The organism is Nitriliruptor alkaliphilus DSM 45188 (assembly GCF_000969705.1).
In the GTDB taxonomy this organism is placed as follows: Bacteria; Actinomycetota; Nitriliruptoria; order Nitriliruptorales; family Nitriliruptoraceae; genus Nitriliruptor; species Nitriliruptor alkaliphilus.
The window spans coordinates 1,832,012-1,855,574 of sequence record NZ_KQ033901.1 but is presented as its reverse complement, the minus strand read 5'-3'; the positions used below and the strand labels follow the sequence as shown (position 1 = coordinate 1,855,574).

Annotated in this window: 20 protein-coding genes, 3 pseudogenes and 1 other annotated feature; of the genes and pseudogenes, 1 reads left to right on the top strand and 22 read right to left on the bottom strand. The window is 69.2% G+C overall.

The features are described from left to right. Positions 1-147: 147 nt before the first annotated feature. Together NITAL_RS29380 and NITAL_RS08750 are read right to left on the bottom strand one after the other, a co-directional pair. Positions 148-294, bottom strand: a pseudogene (locus NITAL_RS29380) (helix-turn-helix domain-containing protein); the annotation flags it as partial. Positions 295-485: 191 nt separating this feature from the next. Next, positions 486-1,723 (bottom strand): IS3 family transposase gene (locus tag NITAL_RS08750; RefSeq protein ID WP_245617672.1). Its coding sequence is split into 2 segments (ribosomal slippage): positions 486-1,420 and positions 1,420-1,723, totalling 1,239 coding nucleotides; the frame shifts between segments, so codons are not numbered across the junction. Beyond that, positions 1,308-1,421 (bottom strand) — a sequence feature (AL1L pseudoknot). (Overlaps the previous gene by 114 nt.) A gap of 43 nt (positions 1,724-1,766) precedes the next feature. Between NITAL_RS08750 and NITAL_RS08740 the strand changes: the two are divergent. Next, positions 1,767-2,177, top strand: a pseudogene (locus NITAL_RS08740) (transposase); the annotation flags it as partial. Positions 2,178-2,281: 104 nt separating this feature from the next. Here NITAL_RS08740 and NITAL_RS08735 read toward each other — a convergent pair. The 20 genes and pseudogenes from NITAL_RS08735 to NITAL_RS08645 all read right to left on the bottom strand — a co-directional run bounded on the left by NITAL_RS08735 (position 2,282) and on the right by NITAL_RS08645 (position 23,559). Continuing rightward, entirely contained in the window at positions 2,282-3,043 is a 762-nt protein-coding gene (locus tag NITAL_RS08735; protein WP_169786790.1) for an enoyl-CoA hydratase/isomerase family protein, read from the bottom strand. 94 nt (positions 3,044-3,137) lie between these two features. Further along, positions 3,138-4,058, bottom strand: a complete 921-nt coding sequence (locus NITAL_RS08730) for an SDR family NAD(P)-dependent oxidoreductase (protein ID WP_211262289.1) — start codon at positions 4,056-4,058, stop codon at positions 3,138-3,140. Between the two features lie 144 nt (positions 4,059-4,202). Next, positions 4,203-4,397, bottom strand: a pseudogene (locus NITAL_RS28905) (hypothetical protein); the annotation flags it as partial. Positions 4,398-4,572: 175 nt separating this feature from the next. Next, positions 4,573-4,755, bottom strand: coding sequence for a ferredoxin (locus tag NITAL_RS08725; protein WP_052669537.1), 183 nt, complete (start codon positions 4,753-4,755; stop codon positions 4,573-4,575). Positions 4,756-4,766: 11 nt separating this feature from the next. Continuing rightward, the gene (locus NITAL_RS08720; RefSeq protein WP_052665830.1) at positions 4,767-5,324 is read right to left on the bottom strand and encodes a TetR/AcrR family transcriptional regulator; all 558 of its coding nucleotides are present in this window, start codon (positions 5,322-5,324) and stop codon (positions 4,767-4,769) included. A gap of 21 nt (positions 5,325-5,345) precedes the next feature. Next, positions 5,346-6,893 carry an AMP-binding protein gene (locus tag NITAL_RS08715; protein ID WP_052665828.1) on the bottom strand — a complete coding sequence of 516 codons (1,548 nt, stop codon included), beginning with the start codon at positions 6,891-6,893 and terminating at the stop codon, positions 5,346-5,348. Between the two features lie 40 nt (positions 6,894-6,933). Next, a complete protein-coding gene (locus NITAL_RS08710; protein WP_245617724.1) occupies positions 6,934-7,977 on the bottom strand; it encodes an alcohol dehydrogenase catalytic domain-containing protein in 1,044 nt (347 codons plus the stop codon). Then, positions 7,977-8,396 carry an SCP2 sterol-binding domain-containing protein gene (locus NITAL_RS08705; protein ID WP_052665823.1) on the bottom strand — a complete coding sequence of 140 codons (420 nt, stop codon included), beginning with the start codon at positions 8,394-8,396 and terminating at the stop codon, positions 7,977-7,979. Before NITAL_RS08705 ends, NITAL_RS08710 begins: the two co-directional genes overlap by 1 nt. Before the next feature lie 26 nt (positions 8,397-8,422). Then, positions 8,423-9,658, bottom strand: a complete 1,236-nt coding sequence (locus NITAL_RS08700; RefSeq protein ID WP_052665821.1) for a cytochrome P450 — start codon at positions 9,656-9,658, stop codon at positions 8,423-8,425. Positions 9,659-9,719: 61 nt separating this feature from the next. Then, positions 9,720-11,222, bottom strand: coding sequence for an aldehyde dehydrogenase family protein (locus NITAL_RS08695; protein WP_052665819.1), 1,503 nt, complete (start codon positions 11,220-11,222; stop codon positions 9,720-9,722). 116 nt (positions 11,223-11,338) lie between these two features. Beyond that, positions 11,339-11,629, bottom strand: coding sequence for a hypothetical protein (locus NITAL_RS08690; RefSeq protein ID WP_052665818.1), 291 nt, complete (start codon positions 11,627-11,629; stop codon positions 11,339-11,341). Next, on the bottom strand, positions 11,626-12,654 hold the full coding sequence (locus NITAL_RS08685; protein ID WP_157041722.1) for a peptidylprolyl isomerase: 1,029 nt from the start codon (positions 12,652-12,654) through the stop codon (positions 11,626-11,628). The genes NITAL_RS08690 and NITAL_RS08685 overlap by 4 nt, the downstream gene beginning before the upstream one ends. Positions 12,655-12,668: 14 nt before the next feature. Continuing rightward, positions 12,669-14,984, bottom strand: a complete 2,316-nt coding sequence (locus NITAL_RS08680) for an RND transporter family protein (RefSeq protein ID WP_052665813.1) — start codon at positions 14,982-14,984, stop codon at positions 12,669-12,671. Then, positions 14,977-16,284, bottom strand: coding sequence for an MlaD family protein (locus tag NITAL_RS08675; protein WP_052665811.1), 1,308 nt, complete (start codon positions 16,282-16,284; stop codon positions 14,977-14,979). The genes NITAL_RS08680 and NITAL_RS08675 overlap by 8 nt, the downstream gene beginning before the upstream one ends. Continuing rightward, positions 16,281-17,552 carry an MlaD family protein gene (locus NITAL_RS08670; RefSeq protein WP_052665809.1) on the bottom strand — a complete coding sequence of 424 codons (1,272 nt, stop codon included), beginning with the start codon at positions 17,550-17,552 and terminating at the stop codon, positions 16,281-16,283. Before NITAL_RS08670 ends, NITAL_RS08675 begins: the two co-directional genes overlap by 4 nt. Then, positions 17,549-18,832 carry an MlaD family protein gene (locus tag NITAL_RS08665; protein WP_157041721.1) on the bottom strand — a complete coding sequence of 428 codons (1,284 nt, stop codon included), beginning with the start codon at positions 18,830-18,832 and terminating at the stop codon, positions 17,549-17,551. The genes NITAL_RS08670 and NITAL_RS08665 overlap by 4 nt, the downstream gene beginning before the upstream one ends. Beyond that, positions 18,829-20,109 carry an MlaD family protein gene (locus NITAL_RS08660; RefSeq protein ID WP_052665805.1) on the bottom strand — a complete coding sequence of 427 codons (1,281 nt, stop codon included), beginning with the start codon at positions 20,107-20,109 and terminating at the stop codon, positions 18,829-18,831. The genes NITAL_RS08665 and NITAL_RS08660 overlap by 4 nt, the downstream gene beginning before the upstream one ends. Continuing rightward, complete coding sequence (locus NITAL_RS08655) at positions 20,109-21,521, bottom strand: MlaD family protein (protein ID WP_052665803.1); 1,413 nt, start codon at positions 21,519-21,521, stop codon at positions 20,109-20,111. Before NITAL_RS08655 ends, NITAL_RS08660 begins: the two co-directional genes overlap by 1 nt. Next, positions 21,518-22,756, bottom strand: coding sequence for an MlaD family protein (locus NITAL_RS08650; protein ID WP_083441367.1), 1,239 nt, complete (start codon positions 22,754-22,756; stop codon positions 21,518-21,520). The genes NITAL_RS08655 and NITAL_RS08650 overlap by 4 nt, the downstream gene beginning before the upstream one ends. Next, entirely contained in the window at positions 22,756-23,559 is an 804-nt protein-coding gene (locus NITAL_RS08645) for an ABC transporter ATP-binding protein (RefSeq protein WP_052665799.1), read from the bottom strand. The genes NITAL_RS08650 and NITAL_RS08645 overlap by 1 nt, the downstream gene beginning before the upstream one ends. Positions 23,560-23,563: the final 4 nt, after the last annotated feature.

Genomic DNA, 23,563 nt, shown 5'->3' with positions numbered 1-23,563 from the left:
CTTCGCCTGCAGCTTCGCCTCGACCAACCGCGCCAACCGTGGGGATGCGGCCAGCTTGCACGGCTTGGGGCGCTTACGTCGTCGCACCGCCGCTCGGTCGGCCGTGCGTGCCCGGTAGCGGGTCCGGCCCCTGTCGGTCTTGACCTCGCGACAGATCGTCGACGGGGAGCGTCCGAGTCGTCCGGCGATCTGCCGCAGCGAGTGCCCGGCAGCGAGCCCGCACAGCCGTCCCGCAGCTCCTGGACCTGCTCGGGCGTCAGGTTGTAGGAGACGTTGCCGATCGTCATCACCCACCTCCACTCTCGGTCGACTATCCGCCGATCAGTGAGGTGTTGCGTTCACCCAGTGAACTCGCGGGCGATGTGCCTACGTCGCGCGGACACTCGAGGGACGGGGCGAGAGGGCAGGTTCAACCCACCCCCAACTCAGCGCTGACACGCATCCGGCCACAGGTTGAACCGTCCTGGATCTGATGGAGACTCGGTTCATTGGATTCCAACCGGGTGGCTGGTCTCCGCTCGCTGACTGTAGGTGGCGGTCTCGAACTCCACGGGAGGGATGTCACCCAGGGTGGAGTGCAGCCGTTCCTGGTTGAACCAGTGGACCCAGCCGAGGGTGGCGAGCTCGACGTCGTCGACGTTGCGCCATGGTCCCTTTCGGCGGATCAGCTCGGTCTTGTAGAGGCTGTTGACGGCTTCTGCCAGGGCGTTGTCGTAGCTGTCGCCGACTGATCCGATGGAGGGGACGGCGCCGAGCTCGGCGAGCCGCTCGCCGTAGCGGATGGAGGTGAACTGCGAGCCGGCATCGGAGTGGCAGACCAGTCCTTCGAGCTGGCTGTTGCGTTTCCATCGGGCCATCTCGAGCGCGTCGAGAACCATGTCGGTGCGCATGTGGGTCGCCACCCGCCAGCCGACGATCATCCGCGAGAACGCGTCGGTGATGAAGCACACGTAGACCGCACCGCCCCAGGTCGGCACCACGGTCAGGTCGGTGACCCACAGCAGGTTCGGCCGCTCGGCGATGAACTGCCGGTCCACGAGATCCGGGTGACGTGCCGCGGAGGCGTCCGGTCGGGTGGTCCGGATGCGTTTGCCCCGACGGGCGCCCTGGATCCCCAGCTCACGCATCAACCGGGCGACCTGGTCGCGACCGACCGCCTCGCCGGCGCGCTGCAGCGCCTTCCACATCTTGCGGATCCCGTAGACCTCGTAGTTCGCGGTCCACAGCGTCAACAGCAGCGGCATCAGCACCGCATCCCGCAGCATCCTCGCGGACGGCTCACGGGACTTGGCGGCGTAGTACGTCGACGGGGCGATCGGCAGCTGTTGGCAGATCGGCTCGACCCCGAACTCGTCCTTGTGCGCGTCGATGTAGGCGACCATCACCTCTGTGGGCGGTCGAGCTCCGCCGCGAAGAAAGCCGACGCCGACCGCAAGATGGCGTTGGCGCGCTTCAGCTCCCGGTTCTCCTGCTCCAGTTGCCGCAACCGCTCCGCATCGCTGCTCGTGGTGCCGGGCCGCTCACCGCCGTCGATCTCGGCCTGCTTGACCCACTGGCGCACCGACTCCACCCCGTAGCCCAGCTGCTTGGCGACCCGGGCGACCGTTCCCTGGGTAGCCCCGAGCTCGGTACGCAACGCCTGGACCATCCGCACCGCCTGGGCCTTCTCCTCAGGGCTGTACCGACGCGAGTTCGGCGTCCCCGACGGACCGATCGTGCTCATGGCTCCTCCTTGATTCCAAGGTTAGGAGCCTCCACCGATCCCAGGACGGTTCACGGCAGCGATCTCGACCATCTTCGCCGAGAACGACGCCGACGCCGCCCGCACCCAGCTACGTGACGTGGTCGACAAGCTCACCGCGACCGAACCCAAGGTCGCCGAGCGGCTCGAGGCCATGGAGGACGACCTGCTCGCCTACGCAACCTTCCCGCCCATGCACTGGCCCAAGATCTGGTCCAACAACCCGATCGAACGGCTCAACCGCGAGCTCAAACGCCGCACCGACGTCGTGCAGATCTTCCCCGAGTCCGTCATCCGCCTCGTCGGCGCGCTGCTGGTCGAGGTCAACGACGAACTCGTCGCCGCCCCACGCCGCTACATGGCCGAAGCCACCCTCAGCCCCCTCATCGACCAGGAGGACCGTCTACCGTCCCTGCCCGCAGCACCCCGCCACTGACAACGAGACGCACGGTCCTACACCACACGATGGGACGCCATCACGCCGAGCGGTGCGTCCGTTGTGGTAGAGGCCGTCAACTGCTGATCGGTCCGCTCGGTCGCTCACGACCCCCCTCCGTCGTTCCACGTGCGGAACTCGGGTGTGGTGCGACTTGCGGCGGCAGCACGCCCCGCCCGGCCCTCCGGGCCCTTGGCCGCCGCCCGCACGGCGGCCAGCTCCTCGTCCAACTGCTCGCCAACCGATCGGGCGCAACTGGCCTCCACCAACTGCTTGGTCACCGCGAGCGCGCGGGTCGGCCCGGCTGCCAGCTGGTGCGCCGATGCGACGGCGTCGGCCGTGGCCCCTTCGACGCCGGCAAGTCGCGTCGCCAGTCCCAGCCCCACCGCCTCGACGCCGTCGACGACACGGTCAGCGAGCAGCAGCTCGGTGGCACGGGAGCGGCCGATTCGCCGCGGCAGTGTCCAGGTGAGGCCCCCGTCGGGGGTGAAGCCGAGCGTCGGATAGGCACTACGGAAACGGGTGGTCGGCTCGACGATGACCAGGTCACACGCGCAAGCCAACGACATGCCGATCCCCGTTGCCCAGCCAGTGACTCCAGCGACCGTGGGGACGTCCGCGGCGACGAGGGCCCCGACGAAGCCGTGCAGTGGTGCCGCGATGCGGTCGACGAGGTCATCGAGTTCGTCATCGGAAGACGCCGAGATGATCGCGCGCGCGTCCGCCCCGAAGCAGAAGTCATCGCCACTCGCGGTCAGCACGATCGCGCGGGCATCCGACAGCTTCGTGCGCGCCGCGTCCAGCTCCGCGGCCGCCACTGGGCCGAGCGGGTTACCGGGACCGGTATCGAGGTCGAGGTGCAGCACCCCCTCGCGAAGGTGGATGCGGACGGAGGACTCGGACACGGTGGGGCCTCCAGATGGCGACCGGCGCGACGGCGGTGAACGGGCGAGAGGCGGGTCAGCTGTCGCCCGGCAACGAGATCCCGAGACGCTCCGCGAGGCCGAGGATCTCGTCGGTGGTCGAGGCGGGGACGACCAGGTCGTCGATCTCGCGGATGTCCGCCAGGTGATCCGCGATGTCGTCGGGAGTGACCTTGCCCTCAGCGAGCCAGCCGGCACCGAAGCCGGTGACCACGCGGGCGTAACGGCCGCCGCCTGCGGTGAAGGTCTCGCCCGTCAGCTCGCACGTGTCGCTGCAAAGGAACACGACCAACGGCGAGACCAGCTCGGGGTCGAGTCTTCCCGCGAGCGGACCGAGCAACTCCTCGGTCATCCGCGTCTGCGCCATCGGCGCGATGGCGTTGGAGGTGATGCCGTGCTTGGCACCTTCCAGAGCCAGCGTACGAGAGAAGCCTGCGATACCCGCTTTGGCGGCGCCGTAGTTCGACTGCCCGAAGTTGCCGAACAGCCCGGCGGCTGAGGCGGTGTGGACGAAACGGCCGTAACCCTGCTCCCGCATCACCGGGAGCGCCGCTCGCGAGACGAGCACTGTGCCCCGCAGGTGAACGGCGAGCACCGCGTCGAGGTCGTCGACGGCCAGCTTGTGCAGGGTCGCGTCCCGCAGGATACCGGCGTTGTTCACCACGATGTCGAGGCGACCGAAACGTTCCACCGCTGCAGCGACGATGGCCCGCGCCCCCACCGGGTCGGCGACGGAGTCCCGATTCGCGACTGCCCGCCCGCCGGCGGCCTCGATCTCGACGACGACCGCATCCGCCGCCCGCTGCCCTGCCTCACTGCCGTCCCGCGCGACCCCGAGGTCGTTGACCACCACGTCAGCTCCGCGGGCAGCCAAGGCCAAGGCGTGGCTTCGCCCCAACCCCCCACCTGCACCCGTCACCACGGCCACCCGGCCAGCGAGATCGATGGTGGTCGTCACGGCGGTTCCTCCAGCGGCCATCTGAGCGGTCTTGTACTTGGGCTCCGCAGCGCGTCGATCTCCTCACGGATCACCCTTCCCCGCCCCACGTCGGCGCGTCGCCGGACGCGTCACTACTTATATCCGATATATGATCTACTTGCATCACCCGCCAGAGCGGGTGGCGGGGCTGGGTCGATCACATGGGCGGTGGCAGGGCGCGGAGTCGTCCGAGGTGTCCTCGAACACGTGCTGCCAGGGCCAGCGTGCGGGCAGGTGCAGCGTCCATCGCCGTGCGGTTCGGGTGAGCCGGCCGGGGATGGCGAGCAGGCGCCGCCGGAGGGTCTTCGCTTTGGCGAGCGAGGCCGTGGCGGGGGCGCCGAGCAGTTGGGTGGGGACGGCGGGCTGACCGGAAATGATGGATCTCCCGGTGAAGTCCGAAGGGCAGTGGGCACGGAAGCTCTCTTGCAACGTGAAGGTGCGATGTCATCAGCCGCCCCACCTTGCGTCCGGATCGAGCTATCGCGGTTCGCGACTAACCGTCGTCCCAGCTCAAGGCACCGGACGGACAGCTCTCGACCGCGTCGGACACCTGCCCGCCCTCGAGGTCACCGATCACCTCAACGAACCCGTCGTCGTTGACTTCGAACGCATCAGGCGCCACGGCCTCGCACTGGCCTGCGCCGATGCACCGGTCACGGTCTACCTTCGGCTTCATCATGGCTCTCCTCATCCCGCCGCTGCGGTCGACCGGGCCGAGAGCGCGAGGTCTTTGACCACTGCGAGGTCGCGCGCGAGTCCCGTCGTGTCGAGCGGCTGCTCACGCTGTTGCCGTCCGACCAGCACGTCGAGCAGCAACCGACCGAACAGCGCGGCATCGCGCCGATGCAAGCCGGCGGCGAGGAGCACGCCGACGGCGTAGCGCTCGCGTCGCTCGTCCACGGCGGCGACCGCGGCAGCGACCTCCGGGTTGCTTCGTGCCCAGCCACGTAGCGCTGCCTCGGCCGCATGATCGAGCCGGCTCGACGTCTCGATGGCCAGCTCGAGCTGCCGAGGCAACTCGGACTCCCGTTCGAACCGGTTGGCGAGCTCCTCGTTGTAGTTGGTGAACCATCTCATCAACGCGGTCACGAACTCCGACATGCTCCGGAAGTGGTGGTAGAAGGATCCCTTCGTGACCTCCAGTTGCTCGCACACCACCGCGATGGTCAGGTGCTCCGGACCACGGTCGCCGAGTACGCGCATCGCGGCGGCGAAGTACTCGAGTTCCGTTATCGGCTGGCGCATGGGGGGTCCCGTTCGGTCAGGTCAGCCGCTCAAGTCCGCGGGAGCGCGATCGAGGTAGCTCTCGCGAACCAGCCGCTTGATCAGCTTGCCCGTCGCCGTGCGCGGAAGCTCGTTTCGGAAGTCGACCGATCTTGGGCACTTGATCGACGACAACCGCTCCTTGCAGTAGTCGATCAACTCCTGCGCGAGCGCGGGACCGGTCTCCACCCCGTCGCGAGCCTGGACGACAGCCTTGACCTCTTCCCCGAACTCCTCGTTGGGGATCCCGAATACCGCGACGTCCACCACATCGGGGTGCATCGTGAGGACGTTCTCGGCCTCCTGGGGGTAGACGTTCACCCCGCCGCTGATGATCGTGTAAGCCTTCCGATCCGTCAGGAACAGGTACCCGTCGTCGTCGACGTAGCCGACGTCCCCCATCGTCGACCACCCATGCGAGTTGTACGCCTGAGCGGTCCTTTCCGGATCCTTGTGGTAGTCGAAGTCGGGGCCATCTGCGAAGTAGACGTTGCCGGCCTCGCCAGGGGGGAGCTCGTGGTCGTCATCGTCACAGATCTTCACCTCACCCAGCAGGCCCTTGCCGACGGATCCCGGGTGCTGCAGCCACTCCTGCGGCGTGATCGCGGTGATGCCGTTGCCTTCTGTACCTCCGTAGTACTCGTGGAGGATCTCTCCCCACCAGTCCATCATCTGCTGCTTGACCGGGATGGGGCAGGGCGCGGCAGCGTGGACCGCGAACCCGAGCGACGACACGTCGTACTTCGTGCGCACGCCCTCGGGCAGCTTCAGCATCCGCACGAACATGGTGGGGACGAACTGGGCGTGGGTGATGCGGTGCTTCTCGATCAGCGCGAGGCTCTGCTCGGTGTCCCACGACTCCATCATGACGATGGTGCCGCCGAGCCGGTTGACGCCGAGCATGAAACGCAGCGGCGCGGCGTGGTAGAGCGGAGCCGGCGAGAGGTAGACGGTTTCCTCGTCGAAGCCCCAGAGGATGTGCATGAGGCCCACGATCGGTGGGGGGTTGCCGGCTGGCTCGTACTCAAGATCCGGCTTGACGCCCTTCGGTGTCCCGGTGGTACCGGAGGAGTACAGCAGGTCGCCGCCCTCCACCTCCTCGGGGATCGGTTCCGCGTCCGTCGCCGCCATCCGCTCCTCGAGCGGTTGATGGCCTGCGACCTCCCCGTCGATCGACAGTCGCAGCTCGACCTTCGGCGTGCGATCAACGATGTTCTCGGCGATGTCGCTGAACCGGGCCGTGGTGACGTGCACCTTCGCATCACAGTCATCGACGATGTAGGCCACCTCGTCCGCCTGCAGGGCCGTCGAGATGGCGGTGTAGAAGAGGCCCGAGCGCTGCGCCGCCCAGACGACCTTGAGCGCGATCGGATGGTTCTCGAGTTGCATCGAGACCGTGTCACCCGGCCGCAGGCCAGCCTCGTGGAACACCTGAGCGATGCGGTTCGAGTCGTCGTCGAGCTCTCGGTAGGTGACGACGACGCCGCTGGGCTCCATGATGTAGGCCGGCTTGTCCGGGGTGATCTGTGCACGTTCTCCGGGGTACGTCATGACGGTTCTCCTGCGATCGAGGGAGTCCGAGGTGGGGCGTTCACTCGGTGGTCAGCACGACCTTGGTGGCTTCGCGCCTGTCGAACAGCTCGTAGGCCTTCGGCGCGTCCTCCAACGGCATCTCGTGGGACACGACGCGGCTGGGCGCGAGGCGCCCGGCGGCGACGAGGCGCGTCAGCGCTTCGGCGTGGGTGGGCGGTTCGCCGAGCACGGGGATCCAGGCGACGCTGCGCATGAACATCTCGCCGGCGCTCCAAGGCATCGGCTCGTCGACGAGGGTCCCCACCTGCACCACCGTGCCGGCCATCCGCGTCACACCGAGGGCGGTCTCCAAGGCTGCAGCGTTCCCGACCGCTTCGATGGTGACGTCGGCACCCTGGTTGTTGGTGTGGTCGAACACGCCGTCCCGCGGATCGACCTCGGCCGCGTTGACCGGGATGGCTCCGAGCTCCTCGGCCTGGCGGAGGCGCGTGGCATCCAGATCGACGGCGATGACCCGACTCGCACCGAACAGCGGAGCGCACATCACCAGGAGCTGACCGACGGGTCCGGCGCCCACCACGGTCACGGTGTTCCCACCGCGAACCCCCGCCCGCGTGAGCGCCGTCCAGGCGGTCGAGAGGATGTCGGTGAGCATCAGCATGTCGTTCGTGGCGACCCCGGCCGGCTGTTCGATCAGCGTGCGGTCCGCGAAGGGCACGCGGACGTACTCGGCCTGTCCTCCCTGGAGGTCACCGAAGGCCGGCCCCATCCCGAACATGCCGAAGTACGTGCAGGAGCGGGACTCCTGACGCTGACACCCGGCACAGGCCCCGCACCCGACCATCATGGAGGCGACGTAGCGTTCGCCGACCTCGATGTCGTGGACGCCGTCGCCGACGGCCTCCACGACCCCTGCGAACTCGTGGCCGAGCACGATGTCCGATTGCGCGGCGGGGATCCCGCCGTGCAGACAGTGCAGGTCGGTCCCACAGATCGCCGTGTTCGTGACCCGCAGGATCGCGTCCGTGGGATCAACGATCTCGGGCATGGGCAGCTCGTCGACCCGAACGTCGCCGGGTCCGTGCAACATGACGGCCTTCATCACCGCGTCACGTTCAGGAGGTCGTCACGACCGTCCTCGCGGAGGATCTCCTCGTACTGGGCGAAGAGCGGCTTCGCCAGGGGCAGGAGCTTGAGCAGCTCGGTGACCGGACCCTTCGTGCGGATCTTCCCCTTGGTCATGGCCACCGTGAAGTTCAGCTTCCCGAGCCAGAACTTGTGGCCGTCGTCGGCGGTCATGGCCAGCGCCACGTCCCACGGGTACTCGTCCGCCGCCTCACCCACCAGCACCTGGGACGACCCCATGTCGACCATCATGACGGTGTCCGGATCCGTGTAGTCGACCCGCATCTTGAGCGCGGCCTTCTTGAGTTTCGGGCCGACCGCGGGGTGCTCCATGGACCGCCGGAAGATCTCGGCGATGTAGGTGTCGACCTCTTCTTCGTTCTTCAGGTAGGACATCGGCTTCTCCTGTTTCGTGGGGCCGGTCAGGCGTTGAGGCGGTCAGCGGGGGTGAACTCGATCGGCATGTGCTCGATGCCGTTCATCCAGTTCGATCGCAGGCGCGTGACCGCCCCCGCGTTGGTGGCATCCGGGATCCGGTCGAGGAGCGTCTCGAACATCACCCGCAGCTGCATCCGCGCCAGCGGTGCGCCGAGGCAGAAGTGCGGGCCCCCGCCACCGAAGGCGTACTGGTTGCTGAAGCTCCGGTGGATGTCGAAGGTGTGCGGCTCGGGGAACTCCGACTCGTCGCGGTTGGCCGAGCAGTAGTAGATGGCGACCGCGTCCCCCTTACGCAAGGTCTTGTCGTGCAGTTCGATGTCCCGCATCGGGGTCCGCCGGAAGTAGTTGACGACGCTCCCCCACCGCAGGATCTCCTCTACGGCGTTGCCCATGAGCGCCGGGTCCATGATCAGCTCCTGACGCTGATCGGGATGGTCCATCAACGCCTGCATGCCGTGGGAGGTGGTGTGACGGGTCGTCTCGTTACCGGCGACCGCCAGCAGCTGGAAGAAGTTCGCGATCTCGATCTCGGAGAGGGGCTCCTCGCCACCGGACTCCGGTTGAGCGAGCACCGAGATGAGGTCGTCCTGCGGCTCGGCGAGTCGCTTCTCGGCGAGCTCGATGGCGTAGATGTAGGACTCCTCGAAGGCGATCAGACCGTCATCGATGTCCGCGCGCACCGACGGGTCGTCGAAGGAGCTGATCTTGTTGGCCCAGGCGAAGACCTGCTCACGGTCCTCGTGCGGCACGCCCATGAGCTCACAGATCATGGCGAGGGGGAGCTGCGCGGCGACGTCGATCGAGAAGTCGCAAGAGCCGCGTTCGATGACCTCGTCGACCACGTCGCTCGTGATCTGCCGGATCCGCGGCTCGAGGTCACGGATCGTCTTGGGCGTGAACCGGCGGGCGATGGCCCGACGCAGACGGGTGTGGTCCGGCGGGTCCATTACGAGCAGGGACTGACGGAAGAAGTCCAGGGGCAGAACGGTGTCCTCCTCTAGGAAGACACCCTTCTCGTAGCTCGAGAAGGTCTTGGTGTCCTTGGAGATGGCCGCGACGTCCTCAGCCCGGCTGATCACCCAGAACCCCTCGGTCTCCGGGTGGGGGTGGTGATGCACGGGCTCCTCGCGACGGAGCCAGTCGAACAATCCGTGCGGAACACCGTCTGCGAAGCTGTCCGGGTCGACGAGGTCGACGTCGGGCATGGTCGTGGGCATCATGGGCTCATCCTCGATGCGTCGGGTCGGGGCGCCAAGGGTGCGACGCCGGGCCACATCCGGTTCACCCGGACATCATCATCCCGAACAGGCGTTGCTCCGGGCGCGCCTGGCTGACGTGGATCGCCTTGGTCTCGCAGAACTCCTCGAGCCCCTGCCGTCCGTGCTCGCGGCCCAACCCCGACTGCTTGTAGCCACCGAACGGAGCGTCCATGACTCCGAGGTGCCAGTCGTTGACCCACAGCGTCCCGGCCCTCACTCGGCGGGCGACCTCGACGGCGGCAGTCACATCCTCAGAGAAGACGCCACCCGCTAGCCCGTACGGTGAGTCGTTGGCGATCGCGATGGCGTCGTCGACCTTGCGGTAGGGGATGACGCACAGGACCGGGCCGAAGATCTCCTCCTGGGCGACTCGCATAGAGTTGTCCACGCCCGCCAGGACCGTGGGCTCGTAGAAGTAGCCACCGGCGTCGAGGTGCGGCGGTCGCCTGCCTCCCGCGACGACCTTCGCGCCTTCCTCGCACCCCAGGTCGACGTAGCCTGCGACACGGTCGAGTTGCGCCTGGCTGATCAACGGACCGAGGTCGGTGTCCCAGTCCTCGGCGGAGCCGATCACCACCGACCCCAACCGGTCGCGCAGGCGCTCGACGACCTCGTCGTGCAGGTGCTCGGGTACCAGCAGGCGGGTGCCCGACTCGCAGAACTGCCCCGAGTGGAACGTGAAACCGAAGATGGAGCCGTCGATGGCGACATCGAGGTCGGCGTCGTCCAGCAGGATGTTCGCGGACTTGCCCCCGAGCTCGAGCGTCACCTTCTTGACGTTGCTGGCCGCCAACTGCATGACTCGCTTGCCGACCGGCGTCGAACCCGTGAACGAGATCTTGTCCACGTCCGGACTGGACGCGAGCGCCTCGCCCGGGACAGCGTCACCCAGGACCAAGTTGAACACCCCGGGCGGCAGACCGCACGCGTCGAAGGCCCCGGCCAACACCTGCACGCTCATCGGGGTCGCCGGGGCCGGCTTCAGCACGACGGTGTTGCCCATGGCCAGCGCCGGCGCCACCTTCCAGATCGCCATGAGCAGGGGCACGTTCCAAGGGACGATGCCGGCGCAGACACCGAGCGGCTCACGAACCACCCATTTGGGCGCGAAGTAGGGATTCTCGGTCGGAGGGAGCGCCTCCTGCATCGGGGTCAGTGCCGCCTCGGCGTAGTGGTCGAAGTTCGACAGCGCGATACCGACGTGAACGATGGAGCCCGTGCGCTTGGTCGCACCGGCGTTCGCGGCCTCGATGTCGACGAGGTCGTCGGTGCGCTCCATCAGGTGATCGACCACATCCTTGAGCACCTCACACCGCTCTTCGGGCGTCCACCGCGACCACGGGCCGTCATCGAAGGCACGGCGGGCCGCCGCGACGGCCCGTTCCGTCAGGGCGACGTCGGCCTCGCACGACTCGCCGTTCGGCTCGCCGGTCGAGGGGTTGATCAGGGTGCGCCGCTCGCCGGTCTCCACCCACTCACCGTCGATGTAGTTGCGACTGATCTCAGGCAGAACGGCGTCGCTCATGTACCTCGGCTCCCAGGTCGTTGGCGGTGCAGTGACTCCGGCGGCACCCTAACTTGATGATATATATCTGTCCATACTTCAAGGTATGGCGGGCCAGGCCGAGCGGTCAGCGGATGTCACCAGCAGGGAACGCGCGCCCGAACTGCACGGCGGGCCGCCCCGCAGCACGCAGCACGTCCGTCGGGAGACCACTCCGCGTTCCGCTTCACCGGAGACGCGGCAGCGGCGGCGAACACCGTGCCCGCGACACCAGCGGCCACCGCGCCGCGCAGCAGCACGCCGTCGCGATCGCCGCGGCGTGCGGCCTCCGAGTCCACCAACCCCCCGCGCAGCAACCGATCGGTGAACCTCAGACCGACCCACCCGAGCAGCAGGAGCACGGCCCCGGTCACCAGCAGCAGCCTCATGGCTGGTCGGTCGCCCTGCCGTCGGGAGCCAGGTCCGTGCCTGGAGGGCGTTGGTCCGCCCCGGGGATGCGATCCGGCGCCTCGGGACGGTACGCATCGGCGTACCGGATATCGGTCATCTCGAACCGCTCCTCGAGCCAGGCCCTCCACCGTGCCAAGGAGCGCTCGAGCGCGATCCGGTCCGCGAGCGTGGGACCCAGGTCCTCGAAGGTCGCCTCGGCTGCCGGCCGGACCTCCTCGACCCGTCCGACGTGCCAGCCGAGATCGGTGCGGACCGGGCCGAAGAGTTCCCCCTCAGCCGTCTCGAACGCAACTTCGGCGAAGCGCTCGTCGAGATCCTCGCGCGTCAGCGCTCCGAGCCGCCCCTCGTCCTCTCGGGTGCTGCCGTCCAACGACCGCTCGACGACGACCTCGCCGAAAGCCCTCCCGTCCTCAAGCTCCCGGCGTGCGGAGCTCGCCTCATCCTCCGTGGCGACGACGAGGTGCCGCAGCTCGCGCACCTCGGGGAGCATCCGCTCCGCTCCGGTCAGGTCGCCGTAGGCAGCTCGTGCGTCGGCGTCCGTGACCTCAACGCCTGCGGTCAGCTCGAGGAAGAGGATCTGGTTCGTGAGCTGGCGTTGGACCTCCCGACGCACCTCGGCTTCGGATACCCCCCTGTCCGCGAGCGCCCTCGTGAACCCGTCCCGACCGTCCTCGGGATAACGCTGCGCCACGACATCGGCCAACGTCCGCTCCACCACCTCTTCTCCGGGTTCGATCCCGCGCTCGTCGGCTGCCTGCTCCAGCAGGGTCGCCACCGCCAGCGACGCTGCGATGTCGCGACCGAACCGGTCCTGCCCAGGGCCGTCCGAGGGCCGCTCGATGCCGTACACCGCCTCCACCACCTCGATGCGTCGGTCGAGCTCGTCGATCGTGACCTGCTCGCCCCCCACGACGACCGCGATACCGGTGGGGACGGGCGACGCACGACCGAGGAAGAACGCCAGCACCGCACCGGCCAGCGCGACGATGACGCCGATTCCCATGCACGACCTGGCGGTCACGACGGCACCCCCTCGAACGGCCGATCAGCACTGGCGCGGGACTCCGCTTCCGATGCCGGCTCCTCGGGGAGGATCCCCCACTCGAGCACTCGCGCACTGGCGTACGCGAGGGAGACGGCCGCAGCGAGCACCATCCCGAGCTGTCGAAGCACCGTCAGCTGCGACGCCAGCAGCGTGAGGAACACCGAGATCGAGGTGATCGCGGCCGCCTCGACGGAGCCGAACCGTCGACCTCGCGACGAGCGCACGCGGGTCCCGACGACGGCGTACTCACCGCCGACGGCCGCGACCAACCCGCCGAGCACGACGGTGATCGGGGAGAGCGGGATCCCGACCGCCCGGAGCGCGACGAGCAGCCAACCGAACGCCACCAGGCACACGAGACCCGCCAGGATCGTGCGCCGACGGTGGCGGAGCGCCACCGCGAACACCGAGACGGCCGCGAGGATCCCCGCGAGGTTGGCGAGGATGCGGCGATCACCGATGACCTCCGCGCTGCGCGCGGCGACGACCGGAAGGCCGGTCACCTCCACCTCGGCGTTATCAGGAGGGCGCGGCAAGCGTGCACGAAGGTCGCTGAACAGCTGCTGCTGTTCGGTCAAGTCGCCCAACCGGAGCCCGAACTGCGCGACGGCGGACCTTCCGTCGGCAGAGATGACGGCGTGCACGAGGTAGTTGGGAAGCACGTCGATGCCAGCAACCACCTGCTCCGGTGTCGGGTCCTGACCGAGGAAACGCAAGACCCGGCCCGGTGTCACGATCGGACGGAGCCGGTCCCCGAACTCCGCTGCCACGACCGCGTCGACCTGCCGGAACCACGCGTAGATTTCCGGCGTGCGGAGGTCCTCCGCGTCGATCCGCACCGACACCTCACCGGAGGCGCCGAGGATCCGCTCCGCCTCGGAGAGGATCTCCGTCGCCGGGAGCCCGGCGGCCAACGCCTGTGGCCGGCCCTCCATGGGGGCCGACGGAAGCAGGGCCCAACCCAGCGCGCCGACCGCCAGGACAGCACCGAGCACGAGCGCGGAGAGCGTCGACCGAGGCCGGAGCCGCACCTGGGCGCCCGCCGAGAGCCCGCGGTCCCCCAGATCGGTCACGGCCCCCGACGACACCACCTGCCCCGGGTCTCCAGACCGAGCGGCGTACAGTCCGATCGCCGCGGCGACGAGCACGCCGACTGACAACGTCAGCCCCAACGAGCGCACGAAGGGCACCGGCGAGAACGCGAGGGTGGCGAACGCAGCTGCGCTCGCACCGGCGGCGGTGATCAGCACGCGCGGCGAGCCTCGACGGGCGGCGTAGATCGCCAGGTCCGGCGCGACCCCGAACATGATGGGCAAGAACGCCAGAGCACCGATCGACAACGGGACGCCTGCCCAGCCGATCGCCGCGGCCGTCACCGCGGTCGCTACGACCGCCACGCCGAGTGGAACGAACCTCCGCCGCCAGGGGACGCGGTACCCGACCGCGAGCCCCCCCGCCATCGCCAGCAGACCGAGCCCAACCGCACGAGGAAGCTCCCGACGCACCTGCTCGGCCAACGCGGCCGTCACGACCGGCGCGCCCGTGACCCGACCGCTCCAGCCGTCGACGTTCCGGACCGTCTCGTCGACCATCGCGGTGACCTGCTCCACCAGTTCGGCCACCTCCGCCTGATCGAGTCCAGGGGCCGGGCGAACCAGGATGCTGGCGTGATGGGGACTCGGGAGGAGCCACCGGAAGTCGGGACGAACCTGCCCAGTGTCGCCGAACACCACCGCCCGGACGAACGCCGGGTTCCGCAACGTCGGAAGTCCCGCGTCCAGCCCTCCGGCGAGCAGTCGCAGGTAACGTTGGTCGAAGGCGACCACAGACGCCTCGGCGGCCCGCTCGGCCGCGGCCTCGTTCCCGCCGGACTCGAGCACCTCCTGACGGGCCATCTCACGGAGTCCGTCACGGCGACCACTGATCTCCGCCAACAGTTCCTGGGCCCGCTGCGCTCCCTGGTTGACGGTGGTCGCCGGTCCGTAGACCGTCCGAACGGCCTCGAGGCCGGCCAAGCGCCCTTCGAGGTTGATGGTGGCGACCAGGTCCTGGTCGAGCAGCGCCCCGGGTTCATCCGTCTCGATCAGGACCACCAGGGGGTCGGAGCCGAACGCCTCTCCGGTCCGCTCCCAACCCCTGAGGTCGGGAGCTTCGGCTGGGACGAAGCTGTCCAGAGAGGTATCGACCTCGACGCGGGCCACGCCGCCGGCGACCGCCGCCACGGCGCTGAACGCCCCGAGCCACCTGCCGAGTCGCCGCAACACCTTGGCCCCCCCACGATCACGCATCGTCGTCGACCGGGTCCTTCTCGACCCTCGGGTAGCTGCCGCGGAAAGGGGCCCCGGTGCCGACGCTGCCTGGATCGGGGTAGGCGTTCGAGCGGTCGAACACATCCACGGGGATGGGGTAGCCGCGGAAGCTCAGTTCGTTCACGAGGCCGCTGACCCTGCCGTACGCGCCCTGTTCGTCCCACTGGACCACGTTGCCGAGGCCGGCGAAGAAGGCCGAGAGGTCCGGACCGTAGGGCTGCAGGTAGCCGAGCATCGGGTTGATGTCCGCCATGAGTTCACGCAGGACCGGGGTCATCCCGGATACGTCGATGGCCAGGCGCGGGACCCGCTCGAGCGTCGGCGGAGCCGCGTCCAACACCCCGTCGAACTCCGGGAGCAGGGCGTGTACGTCCCGCAGCGTCGGTTGAAGCGCGACCAGGGCCCGGTTGAGTCCCGGCGCGGCCGCGTCGAGGTCCGCCACGACCGGCTGTAGCGCCGTCGTCAGCTCCTCGAGGCGCTGTGTCCCGTCGCTCGCGGCCGTCAGAACGTCGGGGAGCTGCTCGACGGTCCGCGTGATCGCCCCCTCTTGCGCCGCCGCCGCCTCAGCGACCGTGTGTGCCTGCGTCACCAGCTCGGCGATACGTCCCTCGCCATGGTCGAGCGCAGCGAGTAAGGAGACGGTGTCCCGCGTCAAGCGCTGGAGGTCCTCCGACTGCGCCGCGAGGATGTCGAGGGCATCTGCGCCGTCCCGGCCGAGATCCGCGAGCCCGATCAGGAGCTGCTCGACCTCCTGCGACGACCCGTCGGTCACCTCGCCGAGCGACCTCAGGCCGCCGGACAACGCCGCACGCGTCGGCTCGTCCAGCGTGGCGAGCACGTCGTCGAGGCTGACCGCCGGCAGCGTGCGATCCGGGGGCAGGACGCCGCCGTGCTCGATCGCGGCACCGTCCCCGTCGACGAGCTGGACGTAGGTCTCGCCGATGAGCGTCTTGGGGCGCAGCTGGGCGGTAGCCCCGTCGTGTAGCGGGCCGTGCCGATCCTCCAGCCGCAACGTCACCCGCGAGGTGCCGGACTCGCCGGGATCGATCGACGCCACGGTGCCGACCGTGACGCCGGCGAGGCGAACGTCACCATCGGGAACGAGGTTGTCGATGCGCTCGACCCCGATCTCGATCACGTACCCGTCCGACATCCACGGCAGCCGGCCGCCCATCTGGCTCCACAACCAGAGGAAGGTGGCCACCATGGCCGTCGCGAACACCGTGACGAGCGCCGTCCGAAGCGCTGGCCGGGCCGAACCGGGGATCGTGAGGTTCATCCGCGCTCCTCCGTCCCGACCGGCAGCTCGGCCAACAGCCGGTCGATCTCGGGAACACCGGTGGACACCGAGCTGAGGTCGATGGCGACCAGACCCCGGAAGATGGGCCCGTGGGCGTCTTGGGTGCTCGTCAGGGATTGGGTGTTGTAGATGAACGGCAGGAACTCGCCCATGCGTGCGGCGGCCGTGGCCGTGAGCGGATCGAGTTGCGGGGAGATCCGACTCAGGTCCTCGACGCCAGTGCGGACGTCGTCGGCGAGCGGGCGCAGATCGGAGAGCAACGGCCGCGCCTGATCGACCACCGGACCGAGCAGGTCCACCGTGCGATCCGCGCGCTCGATGAGGGTGTCCACCTGCTCGAGCGTCCCAGGGAGCCGGTCGGTCGCCTCGGCGACGTCACGGAGCGTGGGGTCGAGCGCATCGGTCAGGTCGCTCACGCTCGTGGCACCGCGCTGGAGCGCGTCGCTGACCCCCGGGAGTTGCTCGAGGGTCGCGCGGAGATCGTCGTCGCTGGACGCCAGCGTGCGCATCGTCTGCTCGGCCGATCGGATGAGGCGACCGAGACGCTCCTCGTCGCCCCCGATCGCGGTCCCCACGTCCCCGAGGTCGGTGATCAGGGATCGCAACAGGTCGCTGCGACGGTCCAGTGCCGCCACCACCGGCTCCAGTCCCTCCACGGTCGACGCCGCGCGATCGATGCCCTCCGGCAGTTCGGCACCGGCATCCGCCAGCGCGATATCCGCCTCGGCCAACAACGTCCGGAGGGCCGTTCGCACGTCCGCGTCGAGGTGCGTCAGGGGTTCCTCGATCTGGATCGGGCGGGCGGAGCGACCGATCGGTAGCGCTTCACCCGCGGCTAGCGTCCCCGCCGCAGAGTTTCCGGGATCGAGCTCCACGTACATCTCGTTGAGGGGGCTCTTGGGTCGCAGCACGACGCGGGCGTCGCGATGCACGGGGCCCTGCTCGGCGTCGAGCGACAGGGTCAGCACGGCCCGCCCGCGCTCGTCGACCGTCGCGTCGGTGATCCATCCGCTCGGCACACCGGCGATACGGACCTCTTGACCTTGGCCGGGCGCGATGCCGGGGGTCTCGGCGAAGGTCGCCTGGAAGACGTAGCGGTCCTGCCACGGCCAGATCACCTGCTGGCTGCTCAAGATGCTCGTCAACGTCACGAGCCCGAGCAGCGCGGCGCCAACGATCACTGCGACGTTGCGGCCGAAGCCCGGCACGGCTGCGAGCCTCGAGCGCGCGGCGGAGAGGGCCTTCATCGCTGCCTCCCAAGGGTCGTGTCCTCGGGGCGGGGGTCGACGTCGCCCGAGAGTGCGCTCCCGCCGACCGGCGGAAGGGTCCCGAACCCGATCCCGAGCTGGAACGACAGGGCAGCACCGAAGCCATCGTTGTACTTTGCCGTGCCCGCCATCCCCGCCAGCAGGTAGCCGATCTCCTCGTAGAGGACCGACGGCTCCCCGCGGTAGTTCGAGATCAGGGCCGGGACGAGATCGTCCTCGAGGCGTGCGAGGACGGGGCCTCGGACATCGTGTACGACACGACCCAGATCCCTGATCGTCGGGTCGAGGTCCCCGACGACCGGGCGGGCGTCGCGGACCGTTGGGGCTAGGTCGGCAACCAGCGGTCTCGCGTCGGCGAGCACCGGTGTCGTGCGCTCCAACACCTCCCTCAGCTGTGTCACCGACGGACGTAGCGGCTCCGCCACCGTGCGGAGCTCCGCCATCGAGCCGTCGAGATCGCTCAACATCAGGCGCGTCGCGACCAACGTGTCGGGCAGGCCCTCCAGTGCCCGGGCCTGCGCCGCGGCCGTCTCCCCGAGCACGCGCGCGGTTCGTCCCGTCGCGCCTACGGTGTCCTCGAGGAGCTGCGGATCGTCGGTCAGCGTCGCCGCGATCGCCCCGAACTCGGCGACGAGCCGCTCAAGGTCGCTGCCGCCCTCGCCAAGTAGGGCATCGAAGGCCGAGGCTGTTGGGCGCAAGGTGTCCGGTGCGGCCGTCACGAGTCGATCCAACGCTTCGGCACCGCCGGACCGCATCGCCTCATCGAGCTCGCGCGCGCTGGTTCCGGCACCGTCGAGCGCATCCGGCTGCAGCGTCGCCAGCACGTGATCGAGCTCGACCGGCGTGCTGGTGCGCTCGACCGGGATGGCGCCCTCGAACGCCCCACCCTCACCTCCACGCGAGAGCGCGACGTAGACGTTGCCACCCAGCAGCGTCACGGGACGCACCGCAGCTGTCGGCTCGGTTCCGAGCAGGTCTCGGGTGCCGGCATCGACCGCGAGCGTCACCTCGACGGCATCCTCACCCCGGACCACGTCGGTGACGACGCCGACCTCGACTCCCGCGACCTTCACCGACGTCGAGTACGGGGCCAGGTTGTGGTCGCGGTCCAGGTGCACGCGGACGTCCTCGGTCGAGGACAGCCGCGTGGCCAGCTCCGGCCGGTTGAACAGCGCGACGCCAGCGATCAGTACCAGGACCACGCCAGCGACGCCGACCCGTCGGGCGTTGTCCAGCAGCAGGCTCGAGAGGCGCGTCATGATCGGCACTCCGCATCGGCGCGTTGGTCGTACGTCGCCCCTGGCGCCGGGTAGGGGTCGGAGCAGATGTAGAGCTCCTGCATCGGCGCGAGGAACACGTCGGTGCCCAACAGCCCAGAGAGGATCTCGGGCGTGGCAACCCCTTGGATGCGCGCGTAGTTGCCGGTCTCGTCGCCATGCGCCAGGGCCGCGGCCAGGTTCGTGAACCAGCGTGGGATGTCGTCGGCGTACGGCCCGAGGTGTTCGATCGGTGGACGCCCGTCCCGCAGTGCGCGCTCGATGCGAGGCGCAAGCGGCCGCAGGTCCTCGACGGCCGGGAGCAGGTGACGAACGGCCTTCTCGGCCGGGGGGGTCACGCGATCCAGACGGGTGAAGGTGTCGGGGGCGTCGCGTAGCACCGATCGGAGATCCGGCGTGGCGGTGCCGAGCGCGCGGCTCCCGGTGCGGAGTTCGGTCAGTGCGTCGTCGCCAGCGACGGCGAGCGTCTCGAGGTCGGCCAACGCCGATCGCGCGTGGTCCACGGTGCGGGGGAGCTGCTCGAGCGCCACATCCAGAGGCGCGCCGCCGTCGGTCGCCAAGGACCGCAGGACACGCTCCGCGTCGACCACCAAAGCGTTCAGCTCGGGCTCCCGACCCTCGAACCGCCCGACCAGCAGGCCCGCGGCGTCCAGCAGCGCGGCGAGGTCCGCCTCGTCCGCGGCGAGCGTCTCGGAGACCGTCCCAACGTCGTCGAGGAGGGACGGTCCGGCCCCGAGCAGGTCATTGAGGTCAGGGCCGCGCCCCACCGTGCCGGCACCGAGCTCCCGGAGCGTGCTGCCGAGGGCATCGCGGGTCTCGGTGTCGAGTGCGCTCAACGCAGTGTCCAGTTCGGTGACGGTGGCGACCTGCTCGGCGGGGAGCACGTCGTCGCCGAGCAGCCCTGCCTCGGACGTCCCCGAACGCAGATCGAGGATCTTCTGCCCCAGCGGCGAGCGGTTGCGGATCGCCGCCGTGGTGTCCCGGTACAGCTCGACGTCCGGGTCGAGCTGGAGCCTCACGAGCGCTCGTCCGTCGGCGTACTCGACGCCGCGCACCTGACCGACGCGTACGCCGTCGAGGTTGACCTGACTGCCCTCGCGGAGGTTGTCGAGCTGATCGGCGGCGACCATCGCGGTCGTGAAGGACTGGCCGGGCAGCCCGAGGTGCGACCGGAACGCGACCAGAACCAGCGCCACGGCCACGGCGATCACGCCTAGCCCGAGCCACAGGGAGCGAACGGGGATACCGCGAGGGAACATCAGGACCTCCTGCCCAGTAGGACCGCCAGGAGATCTCGCTCCTGCTCCTCGTCCAGACCGGTGACCGAGGAAGGGTCCGACGCGGGGACGTCGCCGGCACCCGTGAGCCGTGCACTCACCCCTCCGAGCACCTGCGGCAACTGCTCTAGGAGCTCGAGGTTGGATCGTGGCTCGGGCGGGCTGTCGTCGGACGTACCGTCCTCCTCGACCCGCGGGGGGCGCCCCTCACCGCCGGCCGGCAAGCCGACGATGCCCGGAACCGACGTCGGCCCGATGGTCGCGATCCCACGGAAGTAGTGGCTGACACCGTCCGAGCCGTTGGTCACCAGCGCCCAGTTGCGGAACATGTCCCACACGTCTTCACGTTCGCGCGTGAGCGACGCGACGATCGGCTCCGCCGATGCGGTCACGGCGGTGAGGTCGTCGCCTGCCGGCTCCAGCGCGGCCACGATCGGACGGAGCTCGCCGAGGAGCTCCTCGGCGTGGTCGAGGACCGGGTCCAACCCGGCGAGCGTCGGTGACGCCTCGGCCGCGAAACGGGAGAGCTCGTCGGAGATCGTCGCGAGGTCCTGGGTGACCGGCCGCACGTCCTCCAGCGTCCGAGAGGCGCTGGTCGACAGGTCCGCGAGGGCAGCCAGGGACGTGCGCGCCGTCCTGAAGGTCGCGGGGAGACGCTCCAAGGTCGCCTGAAGCGCCTCCTGCCGCCGAGCGGTGAGCTCCAGCATCTCGGTGGCCGAGCCCACCAGGGCATCGAGCTGTTCACCGCGGCCGGTCGCTGCGGATTCGACCACGGGTGCTGTCACCGCGATCAGCTCCTCGATGACGTCGCTCTGTTCGTCGAGGATGGCCACGAGGTCGTCGGTCCGTTCCAACGACGGTGTCAACAGCTCGATGACCGCAGCGGCATCCTCGCCCCGTCCACCGAGGCCACCACCCAGCGCGCTGACGATGCTGGCTGCGGCCGCGGCGGTCGGGTCATCGAGGGTGTTCAGGACGTGGTCGAGGTCGACCGCGCTCCCGGAGCGCTCGACCCCGAACCTCGCGCCGGGCTCGACGACGTCGCCTTCGGAGCCGGGATCGACGTCGAGGTAACGCTCGCCGAGCAGCGAGACCGGTCGGATCTCGAAGGATGCGTCCTCGCGCAGCGGAAGGAACGCGGGACGGAGGCCGATCGTGACGACGGCTCGTCCGTCGAGGACATCGAGCCGACGGACGGTGCCGGCTCGAACCCCGGCCACCTTGACGTCGGATCCCTCCAGGATCGCGCCCGCGTCCTCGAAGGCGACCTCGAACTGCTCGGTGCCACGATCGCGGTCGCCGCCCACGGCGCCCAGCGACAGGACGAGCAGGCCGACGAGGCCGAGCACGGCGACGAGGCCGATGCGGCGCTCGTCCTCGGAGGTCGGCCTCATCGGATCGGGCTCCCGCTCGCGTCGTGCCAGGGTTGCCCTTCGACCGCGCCCGGGGGCCGACGACCCTGGTCCGACGATCCGGGCAACGGGAGCCCGAGAGGCGTCTCGGTGAGGCTGCCGGACCCTTCGTTGAGCCACACCCGGGCGTAGCGACCGTTCGCGTCGTACTGGTGGTAGAAGGAGGCCCAGTTGCTCATGAATCCGACCAGCTCTGGGGTGTAGGGGCGGAGGAAGTCGACCGCGGGAACCAACAGTTCGAGCTGCTCGGTGAGTCGCGGAGCGGTGGCTGCCACCCCGTCGAGGAGGCCGGGGGCCGTGCCCAGGAGCTCCCGGGCGCTCGGAGCCAGCTCGCGAAGCTCGTGGGCGACGGGACGCAGATCGCGCAGCACAGGGTCGAGTTCCGCCGCCACGTCGGGCAGCTGGGTGGTGACGCCGCGCAGATCGCGAACCAGGGGCAGGGTCACGTCCACCGTGGGCGGCACGCTCTCCAGCGTCGTCCCGGCCGCCTGGAGCGTTCCGGGTAGCTCCTGCAGGGCCCGCGCGAGCTCCTGGTCACGTGCTGCGACCGCAGCCATCGACGCCTCGAGTCCGTCGATGACGGCCGCAAGATCGTCGTCGCGAGCGCTCAGCCGGCCTGCGAGCTCGCCGGTCTCGGTCACCAGGCGACGCAGCGCCGGACCATCACGTCCGATGGCAGCCAGGACGGCTCCGATCGCTTCCACGGCAGGTCCTGCCGTATCGATCGCCTGGGTCAGGTGCTGCTCGCGGCCCGACAGGACGTCGTCGACCTCGCGGATGAGGCTGCCGACGTCGGCGCGCACCTCCGGCGTCAAGGCGTTCAGCACCTCGTCGAGATCGACGCGCGGGAGGTTGCCCTCGATGACCGCACCGTCCGGCAGCTCGGGCTCCGAGAGCTCCGCCAGATCGAGCTCGAGGACGCGCTCCCCGAGCAGCGCGCGGTACTCGATCCGAGCCTGTGTTCCGGAGCGCAGCGGCGTGACCTCGTCGTCGAGAGTGACCCGGACGTGGGCCAGTCCATCGACCGCCCCGACGTCGCGGACCCGACCCACCTCAACCCCGTCGACCTGGACCCGCCCACCAGCGATCACGTTCGCTGCGTCGGGGAACACGAAGGTCGTGGTGTAGTCGTCGGACGATGCCAGCCCGAGGAGGACGAGCACGAGCCCCCCGAGGCACCCGGCGCCGAGCAGGAGACGGAACGAGCGGCGCACCATCAGTCCATCCCCAGCGGACCGGCCGAGTCTCCGGCGAGGAACTGTTGAACGAAGGGGTCCGAGCTGTCGAACGCCTCCTCGGTGGGCCCGTAGTGGATCGATCGACCCTGCCAGACCATGCCCACGTAGTTGGAGACCTTCCGGGCCGTCGGGATGTTGTGGGTGACCAGGATGTAGGTCCCACCGTGCTCGCGGTGCACCTCGAGGATGAGGTCGTTGAGCAGGCTCGTGCGGACGGGGTCCAGACCAGAGTCCGGCTCGTCGAACAGCAGGATCCGTGGGTTCAGTACCAGGGCACGCGCGAAGCCGGCGCGCTTGCGCATCCCGCCGGACAGCTCGCCGGGTAGGCGAGCCAACGCCGCCTCGAGGCCCACCTCGGTCAGACGCTGCGTGACGATCTCGTGGATCTCGTCCTCAGACTTGTCGGTGTGCATCCGCAGCGGGAACGCGACGTTGTCGTAGACGTTCAGGGAGCCGAACAGCGCACCGTCCTGGAAGAGGACGCCGAACTGTTCGCGCATGGTGTTCAGCTCGGCGTCCTTGAGCTGGGGCACGCTCTGTCCGAACACGCGCACGTCACCGCGGTCGGGATACATCAAGCCGACGAAGTGCTTGAGCAGCACGCTCTTCCCCGTGCCGGACGGGCCGAGGACGGTCGTGATCGCACCTTCGGTGAAATCCATGGTTAGACCACGCATGACGTGGTTGGACCCGAAGGCCTTGTAGCAATCCTCGACCTCGATGGCCGGCCGTCGATGTTCGGCCGGCGCCGGTGCCGTGACGGGTGACAGCGTGCGTTCCATCGGA